The 20,722-nt window shown below is 72.2% G+C and carries 16 protein-coding genes; 8 read left to right on the top strand and 8 right to left on the bottom strand.

Going from position 1 to position 20,722, the window contains the following annotated elements:
- Positions 1 to 11: 11 nt before the first annotated feature.
- Positions 12 to 3,527: a helix-turn-helix domain-containing protein gene (locus ACQEU1_RS00240; protein WP_433194873.1), complete on the top strand. Its 3,516-nt coding sequence runs from the start codon at positions 12 to 14 to the stop codon at positions 3,525 to 3,527.
- A gap of 137 nt (positions 3,528 to 3,664) precedes the next feature.
- Here the strand turns inward: ACQEU1_RS00240 and ACQEU1_RS00235 are convergent, their stop codons facing one another.
- Genes ACQEU1_RS00235 through ACQEU1_RS00220 form a run of 4 tightly spaced genes read right to left on the bottom strand, consistent with a single transcriptional unit; the run spans position 3,665 to position 7,309 of the window.
- Positions 3,665 to 4,657: an acyltransferase family protein gene (locus ACQEU1_RS00235; protein WP_433194871.1), complete on the bottom strand. Its 993-nt coding sequence runs from the start codon at positions 4,655 to 4,657 to the stop codon at positions 3,665 to 3,667.
- The gene (locus ACQEU1_RS00230; protein WP_433194869.1) at positions 4,654 to 5,607 is read right to left on the bottom strand and encodes a D-alanine--D-alanine ligase family protein; all 954 of its coding nucleotides are present in this window, start codon (positions 5,605 to 5,607) and stop codon (positions 4,654 to 4,656) included. Before ACQEU1_RS00230 ends, ACQEU1_RS00235 begins: the two co-directional genes overlap by 4 nt.
- Complete coding sequence (alr, locus tag ACQEU1_RS00225; protein WP_433194867.1) at positions 5,604 to 6,707, bottom strand: alanine racemase; 1,104 nt, start codon at positions 6,705 to 6,707, stop codon at positions 5,604 to 5,606. Before alr ends, ACQEU1_RS00230 begins: the two co-directional genes overlap by 4 nt.
- Complete coding sequence (locus ACQEU1_RS00220) at positions 6,692 to 7,309, bottom strand: M15 family metallopeptidase (protein WP_433194865.1); 618 nt, start codon at positions 7,307 to 7,309, stop codon at positions 6,692 to 6,694. The genes alr and ACQEU1_RS00220 overlap by 16 nt, the downstream gene beginning before the upstream one ends.
- A gap of 167 nt (positions 7,310 to 7,476) precedes the next feature.
- Between ACQEU1_RS00220 and ACQEU1_RS00215 the strand changes: the two genes are divergently transcribed.
- The 3 genes from ACQEU1_RS00215 (at position 7,477) to ACQEU1_RS00205 (ending at position 9,813) form a co-directional block, all read left to right on the top strand.
- The gene (locus ACQEU1_RS00215) at positions 7,477 to 8,328 is read left to right on the top strand and encodes an NAD(+)/NADH kinase (protein WP_433194863.1); all 852 of its coding nucleotides are present in this window, start codon (positions 7,477 to 7,479) and stop codon (positions 8,326 to 8,328) included.
- Positions 8,325 to 8,798 carry a GNAT family N-acetyltransferase gene (locus ACQEU1_RS00210; RefSeq protein ID WP_433194861.1) on the top strand — a complete coding sequence of 158 codons (474 nt, stop codon included), beginning with the start codon at positions 8,325 to 8,327 and terminating at the stop codon, positions 8,796 to 8,798. Before ACQEU1_RS00215 ends, ACQEU1_RS00210 begins: the two co-directional genes overlap by 4 nt.
- Positions 8,799 to 8,865: 67 nt before the next feature.
- Positions 8,866 to 9,813 (top strand): alpha/beta fold hydrolase, encoded by a 948-nt coding sequence (locus ACQEU1_RS00205; RefSeq protein ID WP_433194859.1) that lies wholly within the window; start codon positions 8,866 to 8,868, stop codon positions 9,811 to 9,813.
- On the opposite strand, the gene ACQEU1_RS00200 is transcribed toward ACQEU1_RS00205, so the two are convergent.
- Complete coding sequence (locus ACQEU1_RS00200) at positions 9,806 to 11,194, bottom strand: MFS transporter (RefSeq protein ID WP_433194857.1); 1,389 nt, start codon at positions 11,192 to 11,194, stop codon at positions 9,806 to 9,808. The genes ACQEU1_RS00205 and ACQEU1_RS00200 overlap by 8 nt on opposite strands.
- A gap of 86 nt (positions 11,195 to 11,280) precedes the next feature.
- Between ACQEU1_RS00200 and ACQEU1_RS00195 the strand changes: the two genes are divergently transcribed.
- The gene (locus ACQEU1_RS00195; RefSeq protein WP_433194855.1) at positions 11,281 to 11,931 is read left to right on the top strand and encodes a TetR/AcrR family transcriptional regulator; all 651 of its coding nucleotides are present in this window, start codon (positions 11,281 to 11,283) and stop codon (positions 11,929 to 11,931) included.
- A gap of 119 nt (positions 11,932 to 12,050) precedes the next feature.
- Here ACQEU1_RS00195 and ACQEU1_RS00190 read toward each other — a convergent pair whose 3' ends face one another.
- From ACQEU1_RS00190 to ACQEU1_RS00180, 3 genes are all read right to left on the bottom strand, one after another.
- Positions 12,051 to 12,854, bottom strand: coding sequence for a helix-turn-helix domain-containing protein (locus ACQEU1_RS00190; RefSeq protein ID WP_433194853.1), 804 nt, complete (start codon positions 12,852 to 12,854; stop codon positions 12,051 to 12,053).
- 437 nt (positions 12,855 to 13,291) lie between these two features.
- Entirely contained in the window at positions 13,292 to 14,419 is a 1,128-nt protein-coding gene (locus tag ACQEU1_RS00185) for an aKG-HExxH-type peptide beta-hydroxylase (RefSeq protein ID WP_433194851.1), read from the bottom strand.
- Positions 14,416 to 15,531, bottom strand: coding sequence for an FxsB family cyclophane-forming radical SAM/SPASM peptide maturase (locus ACQEU1_RS00180; RefSeq protein WP_433194849.1), 1,116 nt, complete (start codon positions 15,529 to 15,531; stop codon positions 14,416 to 14,418). The genes ACQEU1_RS00185 and ACQEU1_RS00180 overlap by 4 nt, the downstream gene beginning before the upstream one ends.
- Positions 15,532 to 15,660: 129 nt before the next feature.
- Here ACQEU1_RS00180 and fxsA point away from each other — a divergent pair, with 129 nt between their 5' ends.
- The 3 genes from fxsA (at position 15,661) to ACQEU1_RS00165 (ending at position 20,672) form a co-directional block, all read left to right on the top strand.
- On the top strand, positions 15,661 to 15,825 hold the full coding sequence (gene fxsA / locus ACQEU1_RS00175; RefSeq protein ID WP_433194847.1) for an FxSxx-COOH cyclophane-containing RiPP peptide: 165 nt from the start codon (positions 15,661 to 15,663) through the stop codon (positions 15,823 to 15,825).
- A gap of 100 nt (positions 15,826 to 15,925) precedes the next feature.
- On the top strand, positions 15,926 to 19,708 hold the full coding sequence (fxsT, locus tag ACQEU1_RS00170) for an FxSxx-COOH system tetratricopeptide repeat protein (RefSeq protein ID WP_433194845.1): 3,783 nt from the start codon (positions 15,926 to 15,928) through the stop codon (positions 19,706 to 19,708).
- 16 nt (positions 19,709 to 19,724) lie between these two features.
- A complete protein-coding gene (locus ACQEU1_RS00165) occupies positions 19,725 to 20,672 on the top strand; it encodes a hypothetical protein (RefSeq protein WP_433194843.1) in 948 nt (315 codons plus the stop codon).
- Positions 20,673 to 20,722 lie beyond the last annotated feature (50 nt).

Genomic DNA, 20,722 nt, shown 5'->3' with positions numbered 1-20,722 from the left:
GGGAACCGGGGATGCCGCGCAAGGAAAGACCGCTCGACGACGGCGACTCGGCCGTGCTCACGTTCGCACGGGAGCTCAGGTCGCTGCGGGAACGGGCGGGGAGCCCGACGTACCGGCAGCTCAGCTCGCTGACGCACTACTCGGAGGCGGCGCTGTCGCAGGCCGCCGCCGGGCGCAAGCTGCCGACGCTCCAGGTCACGTTGGCGTACGTGCGGGCGTGCGGCGGCTCGGAGGAGGAGTGGGAACGCCGCTGGCACGCGACGGCGGCCGACGAGCCACGGCCGGAACACGACGTCAGCTCGCCCTACGCGGGCCTCACGCCGTTCGGGCAGGACGACGCGGAACGGTTCTTCGGCCGCGACCGCCTGATCGACAAGCTCGCCGGACGGGTCGAGTCCCAGCGGGTCGTCGTGGTCGTCGGCGCGTCCGGGGCGGGCAAGTCGTCGCTGCTCAGGGCAGGCCTGATGCCCAGACTCGGCAACGCCGTCCTGTTCACGCCCGGCCAGCAGCCGCTCGACGAGTACGCCAAGGCGGCCAGGACCGACGACGCCGTGCTCGTCGTCGACCAGTTCGAGGAGATCTTCACCCTCTGCGAGGACCGCGACACCCGAAGGCGGTTCGTCGACGCACTGACCGCCCACCGCGTCGTGCTGGGCGTGCGCGCCGACTTCTACGGCCACTGCACGGACTTCCCGGTGCTGGTCGACGCGATGAGCGGCGGCCAGGTCACGGTCGGCCCGATGAGCACCGACGAGCTGCGCGCCGCGATCGTCCAGCCGGCGCGCCGGATCGGCCACACCGTCGAGACCGCGCTGGTCGCCGAGCTCGTCGCGCACTGCGCCGACCAGGCGGGCGCGCTGCCGTTGCTCTCGCACGCGCTGCTGGAGACCTGGCACCGCCGCAAGGGCAACACCCTGACGCTGCAAGGGTTTCGCGCCGCCGGAGGGTTCGAGGGCGCGCTGACCCGCACGGCCGAGTCGGTGTTCGCGGGCCTCACCGGACGGCAGCAGGACCTCACCCGGTCGTTGTTCATCAGGCTCACCGCGATCGGCGACGGCACCGAGGACGGCAAACGCCGGATCAGCCGCGGCGAGCTGGACGACGACCCGGACACCGCGGCCACCCTGGAGGCGCTGACCACCCACCGGCTGATCACCGTCGACCGCGACCGGGTCGAGATCACCCACGAGGCGTTGCTGCGCTGCTGGCCACGGCTGCGCGAGTGGCTCACGGCCGACCGCGACGGCCTGCGCGCGCACCGCGACCTCGCTGACTCGGCGGCCGTGTGGGAGTCGTTGCACCGCGACCCCGGCGCGCTGGTCAGGGGTGCGCGGCTCGGCGCGTTCCGGCCGTGGCTGCTCGACCCGCCGCACCCGCTGACCGCGCGCGAACGCGAGTTCCTCACCACCAGCGTCACCGCGGAGTCCGCGGAGCTGGCCGGCACCCGGCGGGGACGCCGCCGCCTGCAGATCCTCGTCGGTCTGCTGACCCTGCTGCTGATCATCGTGACCGGCATCAGCGTCACGGCGATGCAGGCCACCTCCGAGGCGACCAGCCAACGCAACAGCGCGCTCTCGCAGAAGGTCGCGCAGGACGCGAAACGCCTGCGCGGCACCGATCCGGCGCTGGCGGCCCAGCTCGCGCTCGCCGCGTACCGGCTCTCCCCCACGCCCGACGCCCGCAGCGCCGTGCTCAGCTCGTTCACGCCGTTCTACTCGACCCGCCTGACGAGCCACACCGACAACGTCAACTCCGTCGCCTACGCGCCGCAACGCAAGCTGCTCGCCAGCGCCGGCCGGGACCGCACGGTGCGGGTCGTCGACATCGCCGACCCGCACCACCCGCGCGAGGTCGCGACGCTCAGCGGCCACACCGAGAACGTCGTGAAGGTCGCGTTCAACGCCGAGGGCACGATCATCGCCACGGCCGGATGGGACCGCACGGCCCGTTTGTGGGACGCGACCAGTGGCACGTTGCTCACCACCATCCCGCACCCGGACCAGGTCAACGCGGTGGCGTTCAACGGCACCGTCCTCGCCACCGCGAGCACCGACAAGACCGTGCGGCTGTGGGACGTCACCGATCTCCGCGGCGCCCGCCAGATCGCCGTGCTGCCCCACCCGGACGCGGTCGTCTCGCTCGCGTTCGGCGGCGGCGAGCTCGTCGCGGGCACGTGGGACGGCAGCACGCTCGTCTGGGACCTGACCGGCACGCCCACCAGCCGGGTGCTGCCCGGCAAGGGACCGGTGCACGCCGTTGCCGTCAGCCCCGACGGACAGATCGCCACCAGCTACGACCGGGACGTCAGGATCTGGCCGAAGACCGGTGAGCCGCGCACGCTGACCGGGCACACGGATGTCGTGCGCGGCCTCGCGTTCAGCCCCGACGGCCGGCTCGCCAGCACGTCCGTCGACCGCACGGCCCGCGTCTGGGACCTCGCCCGGCCCGACCCGCTCGTGCTCACCGGCCACACCGCCGGGGTCGTCGGGGCCGCCTTCGCCGGATCGGCGCTGGCCACGGCGAGCGACGACCACACCGTGCGGCTGTGGGACCTGCCCGGCGAGCTCATCCCCGCGCACAGCGACTCCGTCTACTCCGTCGCCACGCACGGCGGGATGATCGCGACCGGCGGCTACGACCGCGTCGTGAAGCTCTGGCGGGACGGGCGGCTGCTGCACACCCTGACCGGGCCTACCGACGCGGTGAACTCGGTGAGGTTCTCGCCCGACGGCAGGACCCTCTACGCCGCCAGCGCCGACCACCGCGTGCACCGCTGGGACATCACCGGCGACCCCGTGGAACTCCCCGATCTCGCGGGACACGCCGACGCCGTCAACACGCTGGCGATCAGCCAGGACGGCACCACGATCGCCACCGCCGGCACCGACCGCACCATCGTGCTGTGGGACGCGCGCACCGGTTCGTCGATCGGCACGCTGCTCGGCCACTCCGAGTCGGTCGAGGCCCTCGCGTTCAGCCCGGACGGCCGGCGCCTGGCCAGCGGGTCGTCCGACTTCAGCACCCGGATCTGGGACGTCGCCACGCGCCAGGTGAGCGTTCACCTCACCGGCGGGTCGCACGCCGTGAAGTCCGTGGCGTTCAGCCCCGACGGCAGGCTCCTCGCCACCGGCGGCACCGACTTCGCCGTGCGCCTGTGGGACGCCGGCAGCGGCGCACCGGTCGCCGAGCTCACCGGCCACACCGACACCGTGCACGCCGTCGCGTTCTCCCCCGACGGCGCCACGCTGGCCAGCGCGAGCGCCGACCACGACGTCCGGCTGTGGCGGGTAGCCGACCACACGCCGTTCGCCACCCTGTCCGGCCACACCGAACGGGTGTACGCGCTGACGTTCCTGCCCGACGGCCACACCCTGCTCAGCGCGGGTGGCGACCGGACCGTGCGAGCGTGGGAGGCCGACGTCGAGCACGCCGCCGAGCGCGTGTGCGCCGCGGTGTCGCCGCTCCTGTCCGCCCCCGACTGGAACCGCCACTTCCCGGACGTCGACCCCGCCCCGCCCTGCACCTGATCGTCAGACCGACGACCGCGGCAGACCCACTTCCTCACTCATCGGAAGATCCCCCTTCTCGTTCCTCACTTCCTACCGAGAAGGGGTTCTTCACGATCGAGGCATCACGCGGAAAGAATCAACGCTGAACAACCAGGTCAGGGCCGTGGGGCGGGTTCTCTCGCCCGGCCTGCCCAGCGCATCACGGGTTCCTCCACGTACTTCCAGGACAGCGCCGCCGCCACGATCGTGAGCACCGCCGCGACCGGGCCGGCGGCCGCGCCGAGGTCCGGTCGCAGCCACAGCGTCAGCGGGTAGTTCCAGAGGTAGGCGCCGTAGGACAGGGTGCCGAGCGCGACCAGCGGCTTGACCGGCGTCGCCACCTGCTCCCACTTCGACCACACGAGCAGCAGCACCGCCGTGCAGGCCGCGATCGCCGGGCCCGCGCCGAAGTACGTGAGCACGTGGCCCCGCAACGGCACCACCGACAGCACCGCCAGCCCGGTCAGCGCGACCGGCACACCCCACGCCGGAGCGTTGGTCAGCTTGAGCCGGGTCGCCGCGCCGATCACGAAGCAGACGAACCACGACGTGGGCAGCGCGTAGGCGTTGTCGGCGTTCGGCCACAGCCAGACCAGCGTCGCCGCGCACGCCGCCAGTGACGCGACCGCGACGACGGCCAGCACCGCGCCGGTCCGGTTCCGCACCCACGCGAGCGCCAGCAACGCGGGCCACAGCAGGTAGAACTGCTCCTCGGTGGCGAGCGTCCAGCCGTGGAACGCCGCCGGGCTCACCCCGCTGATCGGCAGGTTGCCGGTGAACGTGACCAGCACGAGCACGGTCCTGAGCAGCTCGTCGCGCTCACCCAGCGGGTCGAACACCAGCGTGACCAGCACGAACACGAGTGTTAGCGCTATCAACGCCGGTAGCAGCCTGCGTGCCCGGCGCAGGTAGAAGCGCTTGAAGTCGACGCGCCCGTTGAGCTGCAGCTCGCGGTGCAGGACACCGGTGATCAGGTAGCCGCTGAGGGTGAAGAACACCACCACGCCGACCACCCCGGCGCCGGGGAACACGTTCGGGAACGCGTGCCGCAGCATCACCAGCAGGATCGCGACGCCGCGCAGCACGTCCAGTCCGGCGACGCGCCTCACCGCACCGCTCCCCTGATCAGCTTGTCCAGCAGGTCCGGATAGGACAGTCCGGCGGCCGCGAACATCTTGGGCACCTGCGACTCCGCCGTCATGCCCGGCATGGTGTTGACCTCGTTGAGCACGAACCCGTCCGCGGTCAGGAAGAAGTCGACGCGCGCGAGCCCGCGGCAGCCGAGCGCCTCGTAGACCCGCAGTGCCGCGTCCTCCAGCGCCTTCAGCTCGGTGTCGTCCAGCGGCGCCGGGATCACGAACCGCGCGGTGCCGTCGTACTTCACCGCCGTGTCGAAGAGCCCCGGCACGTGGATCTCCAGCGGCGGCCCGGTCCGGCGGCCCTCGTCCGGGTCGTCCAGCACCGCGACGTCGATCTCCCGGCCGGTCAGCACCTCCTCGACGAGCACCCGGTCGTCGAGCTCCAACGCCGTGCGCACGGCCGGTTCGAGGTCCTCCTCGCGTTGCACCAGGGTCACGCCGAAGCTCGACCCGGCCGCCACCGGCTTCACCACGACCGGGCCGTGGAAGTCCACAGTGGACGCGTCGGTGACCAGCACGCCCTTCGCCGTGCGCACCCCGACGGCCTCGGCGACGAGCTTGGTCGCCCACTTGTCCATCGCGAGCGCACCGGCCCGCAGCGGGGAGCCCACGTACGGCACTCCCGCCAGTTCGCAGAGGCCCGCCAGCGTGCCGTCCTCCCCCAGCGGCCCGTGGACCAGCGGCAACACCACGTCGCACGTCGCCAGCACGTCGAGCGCTGCGGCCAGGCTGCCCGAGGTGAGCGTGTCCAGCACCTGCCCGTCCGGCCCGTGCCAGCGGCCGTCACGGCCGATGGTGAGCGCTACCACCTCGTACTTCTCCGGGTCGAGCGCCGCCCGCACGGACGCAGCCGACGCCACCGAGACGTCGTGCTCGCAGTTCTGCCCGCCGCCGATCACGGCGACGCGGATGCCCCTCATCGAACGCTCCTCCGCACCCTCGCCCCGATGCCCGTCACGATCTCGTGCGGGATCGTGCCCGCCCAGCGGGCCCAGTCCGCCACCGTCGGCTCGCCGCTGTCCCCCGGCCCGAAGACCAGCGCCTCGTCCCCCGCCGTCACTGCGTCGTCCCCCATGTCGACCACGATCTGGTCCATCGAGATCACGCCGGCGACCGGCCGCCGCCGTCCGTTCACCAGCACCTCCGCGCGCCCGGAAGCGGTGCGCGGCAGGCCGTCCGCGTACCCGACCGGCAGCAGCGCGAGCGTCGTCGCGCGATCCGTCACGTACCGGTGGCCGTAGCCGACCCCGGTGCCCGCCGCGACCCGCCGCACCTGGACCACCGGCGCCGTCAGCCGCAGCGCGGGACGCAGCCGAGTGGTCCCGGACGGGTCGATCCCGACGAGCCCGGCCCCGATCCGGACGACGTCGAGATGCGCGCTCGGGTCCGTGAGCGCAGCGCTGGTCGCCGCGAGGTGCCGCACCGAGGGCCGCAGCCCCGCCTGGCGCGCCATCTCGACCCCGCGCAGCAACGCCCGGCGGCCAGGCTCGTTCGACCCGGGCACGTCCGCGCACGGCAGGTGCCCCATCACCCCGGCGACCCTGACCCGTCCGGCCAGCTCCGCGCGCCTGGCCGCAGACATCAGCGCGAGCCAGGTCTCCGGCGCGGCCCCGTCCCGCGCCATCCCCGTGTCCAGCTGGAGGTGCACGCGCACCCCGCCGTCGAGTGCCGCGAGGTGCTCCAGGCTGGGCACGCTGAGGTCGATCCGGTGCCGCAGCGCGATGGTCGCGCTCACATCGACCGGGTTGAGCCAGCTGAGCACCGGAACGTCCACACCGGACTCGCGCACCGCCACCGCCTCGGCGAGCGACGTGACGCCGACCCAGCGCGCCCCCGCCGCCACGGCCGTCCGCGCGACGTCGCCGAGCCCGTGCCCGAACCCGTCCGCCTTCACGACCGCCATGACGTCACCGCGGGCCCACGAGACGAACCGCCGCGCGTTCTCGGCCACCGCGGCGAGGTCGACGTGCAGCACCGGCGCGACGGCCGCCTGCCGCAGGGTCGTCACGCGCGCGCCCACGCGGGCACCTCCACCGGTCCGTAGAGCGCGTGGCCGGCGCCGGACAGCAGAGCCCAGTAGCGGTCGCCGTAGGACCAGTGCCACCACTCGGTCGGGTAGTTGACCAGGCCCGCGTCGCCCAGCGCGGTGGCCAGCACCGTCCGGTTGCGGCGCGCCTCGTCGTCGACCTCGGCGGCGAAGAAGCAGGTGCCGCCGCTCTCCTCCGGCGTCGCGTCGACGGCCGTGCCCATCCACAGCTCGGCACCGGACGACGAGACCAGCGTGAGGTCGACCGCGGCGCCCGCGACGTGCGGCGCGACGGCCAGCGGCGCCACGAACCGGCTGGACAGCCGGCCGAGCTCGACCTCGTCGGCCGAGGGGTGCAGCAGACGCAGTTCGTCCGTGTAGCGCTCGATGATCGCGTTCTGGTCGGCGACGGTGCGGTGCCCCTCGATCACCCGCAGGTCCACACCGGACGGAAGCAGCGCGCGGGCGACGTCGAGGCGTCGCGCGAGCCCTTCCCGCACCAGCACGCCAGGCGCGAAGTCCAGTGGCACCAACGGGTCCCCGTTGTCGAGGACCCGGACGGCACGCACGATCGGATCGGCTAGCAGGATGGTCATGCCGCCAACCTAGGAACGCGCGTCCACTGCGGACTCCTCCTGGAGGCCACCCCCGGCCGCCGAACGGCCGGTTCGCGAGCCGGGCCCTCAGCCGTTCGGACGAGGTCCCCCACGCCGCCCCGAAATTCGGCAGACTGTCGTCGTGACCCGACTGAGGACGATCTGACGTGCACGCCGCCGGCATTGTGCTGCACCCGCAACGCGACTCCGCCCCCGCCGTCGAGGCGATCCTCGGCTGGGCGACCAACCGCGGTGTCGAGATCCTCGGCATCACCGACGAGATCCAGCGCCTGCGCTGCGAGGCCACCCCCGTCACCGCCGCCGAACTGGGCAGGCGGGCCGACCTGGTGGTGAGCCTCGGCGGCGACGGCACGATGCTGCGCGCCATGCGCCTGGCCGACGGCGAGAAGGCCCCGGTGCTGGGCGTCAACCTGGGCAAACTCGGCTTCCTGGCCGAGGTCGACGTGCCGGACCTGCCCGCGGCGCTCTCCGCGATCGACTCCCACGACTTCTCCGTCGAACCCCGCCTGGCCATCGACGCGAGGTTCCCCGGGCACGAGGTCACCGCGTTCAACGACATCGCCGTGGTCCGGGTCCCCGGTGAGGGCAGCGCCCGCGTCGCCGTGCACGTCGCCGGCCAGCCGTTCGTCAGCTACGCCTCCGACGCCGTCATCGTCGCCACCCCGACCGGCTCCACCGCGTACAGCTTCTCGGCGGGCGGCCCGATCACCAGCCCGTCCGTCGAGGCGCTGCTGGTCACCCCCGCCTCGCCGCACTCCGCCTACAACCGGGGCGTGGTGCTGTCCGTGCACGACGAGGTGGACCTCGACCTGCTCCCGTCGAGCGGCCGCCTGGCCGTCGAGGTCGACGGCATGGTCGCGGGCTACGTCGAACCGGGCCAGCGGGTGTCGTTGCGGGGCAGGGCCGCGGCGGCGAAGGTCGTGCGGCTCGGCATGACGACCTTCTACCAGCGGGCGCGCCGCAAGCTGAACCTCACCGACTCGGCCGAGCTCACGTGAGGCTGCGCGAGTGGACCGAGGCGGACGCGGCCTGGTACGCGGAGACGACCAGGGACCCCGAGGTCCAGCGCTACACCACCGACCCGCCCACGATCACGGCGGACCAGGTCGCGGCCGCGATCGCGGCACTGCCCGCGAACCCGTCGACCGCCTCGTTCTGCATCGAGGACGGCGGTGAGCGCTGCGGCAACGTCGCCGTCGACTTCACCGGCGGCGTTGGCCACGTGTCGTACCTCGTGGCGGCACCGGCACGCGGCCGCGGCCTCGCGACCGAGGCGCTCACCGCGTTCGTGGCGTGGATCCTCACCCACCACGCGCCCGCCGAACTGAGGCTGTGGACCCACCGGGACAACACGGGCTCGCGCAAGGTCGCCGAACGGGCCGGGTTCGTCCGCGACCCCGCCCGCGACGAGGACCGCGAGATCAAGGGCGAGATCTGGCCGACCGTCGCCTACCACCTCGTTCCCTGACCTCCAGCGGTGCTCAAGCGCCGCTTGTTCGGATGTCCGCGCCGAGCAACGGAGGGGGCATCAGACGATGGAGCTGAACAGGCGCAAGGTGTTCGCACTGGGGGCGGGCGCCGCGCTCGCCGCGAGCACCGGGACCGCCGCGGCCGACGCGGAGAGGACGGCGCCCGAGCCGAACCTCCCCGGCTTCAAGCACAACTACGCCCAGGTCAACGGGGTGCGCCTGCACTACGTCACGGGCGGCAAGGGCGAGCCGCTCCTGCTGCTGGCCGGCTGGCCGCAGACCTGGTGGCTGTACAACAAGATCCTGCCCGCGCTCGCCCAGAGGTTCCGGGTGATCGCGGTCGACATGCGCGGCCAGGGCTCGTCGGACAAGCCCGCGGGCGGCTACGACAAGAAGACCATGGCGACGGACCTGCACGAGCTGGTCAAGAAGCTCGGCTACGCCAAGGTCAACGTCGTCGGCCACGACCTGGGCAGCATGGTCGCGTTCTCGTTCGCCGCGAACTTCCCGGACGCGACGAAGAAGGTCGCGTTCATGGACGTGCTGCACCCCGACGAGAGCTTCTACCAGATCCCGCTGCTGCCTCCGCCCGGCGTGTTCAGCGTGTGGTGGTTCGCGTTCAACCAGGTCATGGGCCTGCCGGAGCAGCTGCTCGCCGGCCGGTTCCGCTACCTGATCGACTGGCTGTTCGCCAACACCGCGTTCACGCCGTCCGCCATCGACGAGCGTTCACGGCGGATCTACGCGCAGAACTACAACTCCGCAGAGGCCATCCGCGCCAGCAACGGCTGGTACCAGGCGTTCCACCAGGACATCGCGGACGGCAAGACGTACGCGAAGCTGGCGGCGCCGGTGCTGGGGCTCGCGTCGATCTCGTCCTACGACCTGTTCCTGGGCGCGCTGCCGAACCTCGCGAACCAGTTCGAGGTCGTGCGGGTCGACGGGTCCGGCCACTGGCTCTGCGAGGAGCAGCCGGACTTCGTCACCGGTGAGATCCTGCGGTTCTTCAGCTGACCGTCCGCACCTGCTGTGCCGAGGGGATGAACGCCGCGACCACGACTGCCAGCAGCGCGGTCGCGGCGCCCAGGCCCATGATCAGCTGGAAGCTGAACGGCACGCCCACCTGCGTGAGCACCACGCCCGCCACCGCGCTCGACACCGACGTGCCGATCGCGCGCATCAGCGAGTTGAGGCTGTTGGCCGCGGCCGTCTCCGACGACGGCACGGCGCCCATGATCAGCGCGGGCATCGCGCCGTAGCCGAGACCGATGCCGGCGCCGATCACGGCCGAGATCACGACCAGCTGCCACACCGCGGTCAGCATGAAGATCCCGATGCCGTACCCGAACGCGACCACCAGGGCGCCGAGGATCAGCGTCGTGCGCGGGCCGCGGGCGTTCGAGATCCGCGCGGCCACCGGTGCCGTCGCCATCATCACCAGACCGGACGGCACCAGCACCAGGCCGGTGACCAGCAACGACTGGCCGAGGCCGTGTCCCGTCGCGACGGGCAGCTGGAGCACCTGCGGCAACACCAGCGACTGCGCGAACATGGCGAACGCGAACACCAGCGACGAGATGTTGGTCAGCAGCACCTGTCGCCGGACCGTGGTGCGCAGGTCGACCAGCGGCTCGCGCGTCCGCAGCTCCCACCAGCCCCACACCCCGAGCACGGCCGCCGCCGCGACGAACAGGCCCGTGACCTGGGTACCGCTCCACTGCGACGCCTTCGACACCCCGAGCAGCAGGCAGATCAACGCGACCGACAGCCCGGCCGCGCCGAGCAGGTCGAACCGGCCGCCGCCGCGCACCGGTGACTCGGGCACGTAGACGAGCACGGCGGCCAGCACCAGGACACCGACGCCCGCCGACGTCCAGAACAGCATGTGCCAGTCGCTCTGCTCGACCAGGATCGCGGCGGCGGGCAGGCCCAGCGCGCCGCCGACCCCGAGCGAGGCGCTCATCAACGCCGTCGCGCCGGCCAGCCGTTCGACCGGCAGCTCGTCGCGCATGATGCTGATGCCGAGCGGGATGACGCCGACGGCCATGCCCTGCACCACGCGGCCGATGATCAACGGCACCAGCGAGTAGCTCAGCGCGGCGATCACCGAGCCCACGACCACCATGAGCAGGCTGAGGATCAGCATGCGGCGCTTGCCGAACATGTCGCCGAGCCTGCCGATCACCGGCGTGGCGACGGCGCTCGCGAGCAGGGTCGACGTGATGACCCAGGCGGTGTCGCCCGGCTCCGAGCTGAGCAGTGCGGGAAACCTCGGCAGGAGTGGGATGACCAGGGTCTGCATCAGCGACACCGTGATGCCGCCGAGCGCCAGGACGGCCACGACGACGTTCGGGCGCGTCACCGGACGCGTTTCTTCGAGGAGCACGTAACTCATACTAAGTCAGTCACTTGACTTAATCTGGAGCGGTCCAGCGATGTCCGTGATGTCCGGAGCGACTCCCGGTGGAAGATGGTGGCGTGATGAGCAAGGTCGACAACTCGACGCGGGCGGAGCGCGCGCACGCCACCCGCGAGCTGATCCTCACCGCCGCCGAACGGCTCTTCGCCGAGCACGGCGTGGTCGCGGTGTCGAACCGCCAGGTCAGCGAGGCGGCCGGCCAGGGCAACAACACCGCCGTCGGCTACCACTTCGGCACGAAGGCCGACCTCGTGCGGGCCGTAGCGCGCAAGCACCTCGCGCACGTCGAGGAGATCCGCCAGCGGATGGTGACGAGCCTCGGCCCGTCCCCCGACCTGCGCGACTGGCTCGACTGCCTGGTCAGGCCGGTCACCGTGCACCTCGACACGGTCGGCAGCCCGACCTGGTTCGCCCGCTTCGGCGCGCAGGTCATGACCGACCCGACCCTGCGGCCGATCATCATCGAGGAGACCCGCTCGTCACCGTCGCAGGTGCGGATCCTGGCCGGCCTGAACTCCTGCCTCACCCACCTGCCGGACGAGGTGCGGGCCGAACGGCACGACATGGCCCGCCAGCTGCTGGTGCACATGATCGCCGAACGGGAGCGCGCCCTCGCCGACGGAACGCCGACCCCGCGCGCGACCTGGGGCGACGCCGCGACCGGCCTGGTGGACGCGCTTCTCGGCATGTGGCGCGCCCCGGTCAGTCCTTGAGCGCGTAGAACCGGATCGGCGAGTTGGGTTCGAACCCGATCCGCGGGTAGACCGGCGCACCCGCCACCGCGGCGCACGTCGGCGTCCGGGTCACTGTCCAGCACCGGCGCGTGCCGGGCCTAGTCGCCGTTGTCCCGCAACCGCCTCAGCATCAACGCGAGGTGGAGGCGGAACCGCCCGGCCTCGTCGAGCCCGAACCCGAGCGCGGCCTCGGCACGGGCGAGCCGCGCCGTCATCGTGCTGTGGTGGCGGTGCAGCACCACCGCCGCCTTGCGCACAGACCCGGTGGCGCACAACGCGTCGAGCGCCGTGATCATGCCCGGCTCGGCGGCCAGCCGGTCGAGCGCCCGCACGTCGGGCAGCGCCGCGATGTCCGCCCCTGCCAGCCGCTCGGCCAGCACCCCGAGACTGCCCAACCGCTCCCACCACACCACCGGCTCGCCGTCCGAGGTGTACCGCAGCGCGGTCAGCGCACCCCGCCACGACTTGGCCGCGTCGACGGCGGGCAGCAACGGTCTGACCCCGAGCCGTCCACCCACCTCGGGCACCTCGGTGACGAGCACCGCCCGCACCGCGCCGAGCACGACCGACCGTCCAGGCACGTCCCCCGTCGCCGCCAGCACCCGCAACGGCGCCGTCGCGGCGACACCGAGCAGGTGCAACGCCCGCGAACGTTCCGCCGTACCAACACCTTCCGAGAGCACGAGCTCGATCAGCGCGGGATCACCCAACTCCGGCAACGGCACGCTGGAGTGCTCCAGCAGCACCGCCGCCGCGATCGCGAACCGCTCCAGCAACATGTCGTCGAGCGGTGCCGCCGGCCCCGGCCGCGCCACCCAGACCTCCACCCCGCCCTCGAGCGCCCGCACCGAGGCCTTCGCGGGCACCGCCGCCGCCGTGCCGCTCCCCCGGCATCCGCGCACAGGGCGAGCCCCTGACCGGGCGCGTAGAGGCCGACCGGGCAGCCGGCGAGTTCGGACGTGCTGCGCACCAGGGCGTCGAGGCCCGCGCGCTCGGTGATCAGGCGATCGAAGAAGCCGATCACCCGCACGGCGCTCTCGGCGTCGGCGTCGAGCCCGGACAACCTCAGCAGCAGGCCCTTCATCCCGTCACGATAGCCGCCGCGTGACGAAGGCGGGCCGGTCGGCGCGACTCCCCGACCGGACCCGGCCACAGGATGATTCCTCCTCCGAATGCGCGAATATTCCAGCCGATCGTTCAAGCCGGAGGTCATCAGGCAGAGTGCGCTCGGCTTACCGCAATCCATCGCCAGGCAGAACCTGGACATTTCCTGGCCAATTCTTTGTCAGCTCGGCAACACCGTGGAAAAACAGCAGGGGAACCACGGACATCGGCACGGTCACAGATTTCTGGCGACCCACCGCGCGCGATGTTCGGCGGCGAGCCGATTCGCCTCGGCCGCGGCCGCGGGAGCGACCGGTTCGGAACACCACGCCGCCAGCACGGATATCATCCCCGTCACGAAATCACGACCGAGAACGGTCAGGTCGGCGCTTTCCACCATCGCGGTCGCCGCCTCCAACGCGCCCGCCCGCCAGCGGGCGAAGTCCGCCTCCTGCCCTGCCTCCCGATGGAAACGCGCCACGCCGAGATGCGCGTACACGCCGTGCAACAGGCCCGCCAACGGACGTGGGTCCTCTCGCCACGGCGCGTAGAAACGATCGCCGGAGTCGGCCTTCACCAGCGGAAACAGATCCATCAGCACGACCAGCTTCTGATGCTGCAGCTCGTGGGCCAGCGTCACGGCGACGGCCTTCTCGTCGTGTCCGAGCGACAGGAACACGCACCCGAACGCGTCCGCGACGGTCGCGCTGTTGACCCCCTTCTCCGACGGGCGCAACGGCGTGAGCACCCGCACGGCCGCCGCGAACTCCTCCGCGACGGCGGGGTGGTCGCCGCGCAGGTAGCCCCAGGCCGAAGCGAGCCCGTCCCGCCACCGCACCACGTCGATGTCCTCGTCCACCCGCATTCCCGCAGGTGGCGAGCCCGCACGCCACAGCTCCAACTCCAGCGACACGCCCTCGTCCAGGTCGACGCGCGGGACCGGCTCCCAGTCGAGCGCGTCGACGGTGACGCGGCCTGCCACCGGGCGGACGACCGTGCCGACCGACGGCAACGCGGCGTGCTCCGCGCGTGCCAGCCGGACCTGCACCGACCTGCCCGCGTGGATCGCCGCTGCGGCGGCCACGTTCGCGAGCCACTCGGGCGCGCTCCGCCCGGTGACCGCGCGAAGCGCCCAGTCGGCGACCCGCGGGTGGTCGAGGACCCGGTGCACGGCGGCCGGCGGGAGGTCTTTCAGCAGGTCGAAGGCCTCCCTCGCGAACGGGGACAGTCGCGCGGCCAGGCCGGTGAGCTGCAGCGTGCGGCTGCGGCGGGCCAGCACGAGCGTCCTGGCGACGGCCGCGCCGCCACCGCCGTGCGACAGGGCGGTGAAGTCCGCGCGGGACAGCCGCAGCGCCGCTGTCACCGGATCGCCGCCAGGTCGCGGGTCAGCCTGGCGCGCACGTGCCTGATCAGGTGCTTGAGGTCCGGGCAGTACACGGACGGGTGGTCGAAGCCCTCCCCCTCCCGATAGCGGTGGGCGCGCAGCCCGCCCCCGCAGACGCGGTGCAGCCGGCACTCCTGGCAGGTCGCGCTCAGTCCGGCCGCGCCCGCCTGCCGCGCACGGATCTCTGGCAGGGCCAGGACCTCGTCGAACGAGGCGGTGCGGACGTCGAGCCCGGTGCTCCCCGCGCCCTCGAAGGCGGACGCGAGGATGTCCGACTGCTCGATCGTCCCGTCGGTCTCGACCACCACCATCAGCGCGGGGCTCAGCCCGATGCCCTCGACGGTGGAGGCACCGCCGAACAGCACGGTGATCAGCTCCTCGAAGATCCGCACCCCGGTCTCCCTGCGCGGCGCGGAGTACCAGCGGTCGAACGCGGCGGCCAGCCACTCGCCGTACGGAGCACGTCCCGCGTCGGCGGTCCGGCCCGGTGGCGGCGCGCTCCAGTTGCCGTGCGGCAGCAGGAAGTCGATCATGGGCGGCGCCAGGCCGAGCAGCGCTTCGTAGGTGTGGACGGGGTCGTTGCGCAGGTCGACCGTGCAGAGGAGGCCTCCGTAGCAGGATCGCCCGCGCAGCAGGTCGACGCCCCGCCGGACACCCGCGAAGCTCCCCGTCCCGTCCGGCCGGACGCGGTGCCGGTCGTGCGCCTGCTCGTCACCGTCCACGCTGACGCTCACCCGGATCCCGAGCTCGGTGAAGAGGTCGGCGAACCGCTGGTCCAGCAACGTGCCGTTGGTCTGCACGCTGACCCGCGCGGGCACCCTGTCCCGCACCGCGCCCACGACGTGCCTGATCGCGGCCTCTCCCGCGAGCAGCGGCTCCCCGCCGTGCAGCACGACGTCGACCGACGCCAGCCCCCAGGTCCGCGCGTGCTCGCCGATCCGCTCGGCGGTGCGCTCGGCGATCTCCGGTGCCATCGCTCTGGGCCGGGTGCGCCAGCGCTGGTCGGCCATCTCGTAGACGTAGCAGTGATCGCACGCGAGGTTGCACCGGCCGTGCAGCTTCAGCACGAACTGGCGAAAGGGCAGCGTCACGAGATACCTCCCATCACAATGAATCATGCTTTGGTGTCCGGAAGGTGGTCTGATCGGCGTATTCCTCATTTCGCGCCCGCGGACACTACGATGTAATCCGGTCTCGTGCACGGGGGAAGGGGTGCGAACATGACCGATGACGAGTTCCTGGAGTCCGAGCTTCTCGACGTCACCGGCGTGAACTTGTCGGAAGTCGACGCGATGCCGGACTCGGTCCTGCGGGCGTCGCTGCGCCGGATACTCACCCAGAACCCCGAGGAGCACCAATACGCCGCGTTTCAGAGCGCCCTGTAGAAGCGGGGATGCGGCCGTTCGAGTGAACCTCGAAACGTTTTCCGAGTGAGGAAAGCCGCACAGGTAATTACGTGACGGGCTACGGCGACCTGGAGTCGTGATGAGCAACGCACCGAGACCCACCATCGCCGCCTTCCTGTCGGCGTCGGGTGGCGCCGGCCGGACGAGCACGGTGGCCAACCTGGCGTGGGTGCTGTCCAGCGCGGGCAAGCGAGTCCTGGTCGTCGACTGGGGCTCCGAACCGCCACGCGTGCCCGAGTACCTGGAGCCGTTCCACGCGGACCAGGTGCAGATGTCGGACGCGACGGGGCGGCTGCTCGCGGCGTTGTACGACGCGACCGGCCTCAACACGCCGTTCCAGCTTGGGCGCTACACCGTGCCGACCGCCGCCGTGCCCGCGGGCACCGGGTACGTCGACGTGTTCGCGCCGGTCGTGCCGGACGGCAGCGGCCCGGCGCGCGGTGACCAGACGCCGTCGGACGGCGACGCGACCGCGCTGCGCGACCGGCTGCACGCCGAGCCGTACGACGTGGTCCTGATCGACGCGCCGACGAGCGAGACGGAGGACGCGCTGTCGTTGCTCTCCTCCATCGCGGACGTCGTCGCCGTGTGCTTCAAGCCCCGCCCCGGCTCTGTCGAGCACGCGGGCAGGCTGGCCAAGAGGTTGCGGCAGCGCGTCCTTCCCCCTGACGTCGTGCCGGTGGCCACCATGGTCCGGCACCAGCGGCTGCCCAGGGCCGACCGCAGCCGCGCCCAGATCCGCGCGGCGTTCACCGTCGCGCTCGGCGACCAGGTCCCGCGGATGCCGGGCGACCCGGTCGTCGAGATCCCCTACCAGGCCCACGAGGCGTTCGACCCGTTGCTCGCCGTGCTGGTCGAGGATGATGCCGTCGCTCACGACGAGCCCGACCTGCTGGCCCAGTACGGCAGGCTCGCCGACGCGATCACGGCGGGCGCCGTGACAGAGGTGCCGCGGGTGGCGCGGGAGTTCCAGCAGCGCTACCGGCGGATCTTCGGCCTCGCCACGACGACCGAACCCGACCGGGTGTTGATCGTCTACGCGCCCCGCGACCGCGCCTGGGCCGACTGGGTGCGCAGCGCGCTGGGCAGAGCAGGCGTCACGACGGCGTTCCTGCGCGAGGAACCGGGGTGGCTCGGCGTCGAGGCCGTCGACGTGCTGGTCGTCAGCTCCGCGGCGGGAGCGGCCACCACGAACGGCGCCGCGCCCGCCTGGCCACCCCGCGACCTGCCCGGCCGGGCCGTCTGGATGCTCACCGAGAAGGACGCGATCGCTCCCGGCGACTCGAGCCGGTTCAGCGTGGCCGGGCTGGACGAGGACGAGGCGCGGCGGCTCCTGCTGCGACACCTCGACCTGATCGACCGCCCCGACGAACCGGGCGCCGACCCCATGCGGTTCCCGACGAGGATCCCGACGGTGCGCAGGCGCCCGCGCCGGCACCCGAGGTTCGTCGGCAGGGACGCGGACCTGGAGGAGATCCGCGACCAGGTGCTGGCCTCGAGAGTCACCACGCTGAGCGGCCCGGCGGGCATCGGCAAGAGCGAACTCGCGCTGGAGTACGTCTACCGGTTCACCGGCGACTACGACCTGATCTGGTGGATCCCCGCGCACGACCGTCCGTCCGCGCTCGTCAGCATCGCCCAGCTCGCCCAGCGGATGCGCGGTGCCGAGTCGCCCGACCTCGGGTCGGTCGAGTACGGCACGACGACCCCGCTCGCGGAGCTCGCCACCGGTCTGCGCTACAAGAGCTGGCTGCTGGTGTACGACAACGTGGACGACCTCGACGAGATCAGCGACCTGCTTCCCGACGGCGGCCCGGGGCACGTCCTGATCACCTCGGCCGACTCCCCCGCCGCCGACATGACGCTGGCGGAGCTTCCGATCGGTGACAGCGTGCGGCTGCTGCTCGAACGCGTGCCGGACGTCGACGCCGAGGCGGCCCGCGAGGTCGCCGCCGTGGTCGGAAACCTGCCGCTCGCGCTGCAGCTCGCGGGGTCGTGGCTCATCGAGGCGATCGCGGTGGAACGCCGCACGGGCACGCCCTCCGGCCGGGAGGCGGCGGCGTGGGCGGTGCGGCGGTTCCTGGAGCGGATGAGCGAGGACGACGAGTCCGGCGCCGACATCGTCGCCCACGTGGTCCGGGTGCTCGTCGAGGCGTTGCGCGGCAGTGCGACCGGCCGCAACGCGCTCCTGCTCGCCCAGCTCTGCTCGTTCCTCTCCACCCAGGGCATCGACCTGCGGCTGGTCCGGTCGTCCACGATGATCAACGCACTGGTGCGCGCCGGCGGCGCGGACGCCGAACCGCTCGCGCTCGACTCGTGGGAGGTCGACCGCGCGCTGTGGATCGGGGTGCGCTTCGGTGTGTTCCGCGTCGACTGGGGCGCGGACAGCAGCCTGCGGATCCACCGCGTCGTGCAGAAGGTGTTGCAGGACTCCATGAGCGACGAGGAGCGGGCGGTGCGGCGGGCCCACGTGCTGAGCGCGCTGGCGGAGTACGCGCCCATCGAGGTCGAGGAACGTTCCCTGCCGACGCGGGCCGCGAAGTTCGCGGAACTGCAGAAGCACGTCTTCGTGTCGGGCGCGCTGACGAGCGGCGACCCGTTGGTGCGCCGCTGGCTCGTGAACCAGCTGCGCTTCCTCTTCACCGACGGCGGCGTGGGCATCAGCTACGCGTCGACCGAACCGGCGCACGCCCTGCTCGCCGACTGGACGCGGAGGTTCGGCCAGGACGACCCGTTGCGCAACCGCCTCGCGACCCAGCTCGCCAACGTCGAACGGCATCTGGGCAACAGCGAGGCCGCGCTGGCGCTGGACGACGGCGCGCTGGTGCACCAGCGCCGGTCGCTGGAGCTGACCCACCCGCAGACCCTGATCACCGCGCGCGGCCGTGGCGGCGACCTGCGCGGCCTCGGGTACTTCGCCGAGGCGCTGGACGAGGACACCGCGACGTGGGAGGGCTACCGGGAGATCTTCGGCGACGACCACCCGGACACCCGTCGCGCCGCGAACAACCTGGCGCACTCCCGTTATCTCGCGGGTGACGCGGCGGCCGCGCTGACGCTGGAGCTGGACAACTTCCGGCGCCTGCGGCGGTTGCTCGGCCCGGACGACGGGCTGACCAGGTGGTCCCAGACGAAGATCGGCATCTTCCAGCGCGAGCTGGGCCGGTTCGACGAGGCGCTCGCGACGCTGCGCACCGCGTGGCAGAAGCTGCAGAACATCAACGACCGCAACGAAAGAGGCCCCGACGAGGCCGAGCTCGCCACCCTGTGGCAGCTCGCCGTCACACAACGCCTCAGCGGGAACCCCAAGGGGGCGCAAGCACGCAGCAGCCGTGCGCTCGGCGGGTTCCGCGAGGTCGTGGGTCCCTACCACCCGACCACGATCGCGTGCCGGCTGAGCCTCGCGAACGACCACCGGATGCTCGACGACGCGTCGGCCGCGATCGGGCTGGCCCGCGAGGTGATCTCCGCCTACCGCACCGAGCTCGGCTATGCGGAGGAGCACCCGTTCCTCGCGGCCGCACGGCTGTGCCTGGGCTCCGCGCTCTGCGCGCACGGCGAACCGGAGGACGGCGAGAACGAGGTGCTCGCCGCACTGGAGGGCCTGCGCTACGGACTCGGCGACGACCACCCGTGGACCGTCGCCGCGGTGGTGTCGCAGGCGCGCGCCCGTGCCGTGCTCGGGCACCCGGCCGAGGCCAGAGACCTCCTGACCGCGGCCAGGGACGACTGCCTGAACTACTTCGGCCCCGACCACCCGGTCACGATCATCACCACCGAGAACCTCGGCGTGGCCGCGAGCCCTGACCTTCTCGCGGACGCCGGATGGAGGGACATCCATGTCGACATCCCCCAGACCTGAGCCGGAGGTGCCGCCCGTGGAGACGCACGAGTTCCAGGCTGCGCACCTGGGCGAGGCGTTCCGGGAGACCCGGTCGGCCTGCCGGGACGCGGTGCGCAAGACGCCGTCGCTCGTGCACGTCGCGCACTACAGCCGGGACGTGTTCGACTTCTCCGTGGACACGTTCGACGAGAACACGCGCCGGGATCCGTTGCACCGGCTCGGCAGGCGCATCGGGTTCGCCGTCACCGAGCTCGACCGGGCGTTGCAGGAGCCGCGCACAGGTACGCTGATCCGCGCGGTCGTGCACACCGAGAGAGGCGCGCTGTTCTGCGAGTCGGTGGTGCCTCGCGAGATGGTCGTCGGCATGTGCGCCTCGGAGCGGCAGGACGACGAGCCGCTGTCGGAGATGCCCGACGTGCGGGCCGCGGACAAGGCGCTGTCGGCACTGGTGACCCAGTTGCGCGCCCGGATCAGCCTGCAGTCGCAGGATCCTGGCGGGTGGACGGCCGAGAACGAGGTGAAGGCGCTGACGTCGGCGGACCCGATGGCCGAGCACCGCGCCACGGTCGCCGAGGACGTGCCGGACGCGGTCCTGCGCGCGTGCCGCGATGCCGTCCGGCCGCAGGACCTGCACTACGTCGCGTACTGCGAGGGAGGGGCGGTGCTCGCCGAACTGGACCAGTTCGACCACCCGTCGCTCGCCCCGTTCTTCAGCCAGATCACGGTCGGGGCGCGCCGTGCCTTCTACCGCGGGTTCACCCAGGAGCTCGGAACCATCGCACAGAGGTTCAACCGGCTCGCCTCCAGCGGTCCGCCCGGCGGCCTGCTGATCCGGCTGGTTCTCGACGTCGAACAGGGAGCGATCTACTACTACCGGCTCAGCATCGGCAGCTATCTGGTGGGAGTGACGGTCGACCAGTCGCGCGTCGTGCCCACCGACGACCGGCTCGCGGCGCTCGCGATCGAGTTGATGGCGCGGTGACAACGGTTGTTGGGGTCCGCACGACCCCGCTAAGCTCGGTTTCCCGGGGT

The sequence above is a fragment of the Lentzea sp. CA-135723 genome (assembly GCF_050936595.1).
In the GTDB taxonomy this organism is placed as follows: Bacteria; Actinomycetota; Actinomycetes; order Mycobacteriales; family Pseudonocardiaceae; genus Lentzea.
This window is presented reverse-complemented; position numbering and strand designations above follow the sequence as displayed.

Bases quoted from the DNA above. Each gene is read 5' to 3' on its own strand.
- fxsT (WP_433194845.1), top strand. From the start codon at position 15,926: ATGAGCAACGCACCGAGACCCACCATCGCCGCCTTCCTGTCGGCGTCG.
- fxsA (WP_433194847.1), top strand. From the start codon at position 15,661: ATGACCGATGACGAGTTCCTGGAGTCCGAGCTTCTCGACGTCACCGGC.
- ACQEU1_RS00220 (WP_433194865.1), bottom strand. From the start codon at position 7,309: ATGACCATCCTGCTAGCCGATCCGATCGTGCGTGCCGTCCGGGTCCTC.
- ACQEU1_RS00200 (WP_433194857.1), bottom strand. From the start codon at position 11,194: ATGAGTTACGTGCTCCTCGAAGAAACGCGTCCGGTGACGCGCCCGAAC.
- ACQEU1_RS00205 (WP_433194859.1), top strand. From the start codon at position 8,866: ATGGAGCTGAACAGGCGCAAGGTGTTCGCACTGGGGGCGGGCGCCGCG.
- ACQEU1_RS00240 (WP_433194873.1), top strand. From the start codon at position 12: ATGCCGCGCAAGGAAAGACCGCTCGACGACGGCGACTCGGCCGTGCTC.
- ACQEU1_RS00195 (WP_433194855.1), top strand. From the start codon at position 11,281: ATGAGCAAGGTCGACAACTCGACGCGGGCGGAGCGCGCGCACGCCACC.
- ACQEU1_RS00230 (WP_433194869.1), bottom strand. From the start codon at position 5,607: ATGAGGGGCATCCGCGTCGCCGTGATCGGCGGCGGGCAGAACTGCGAG.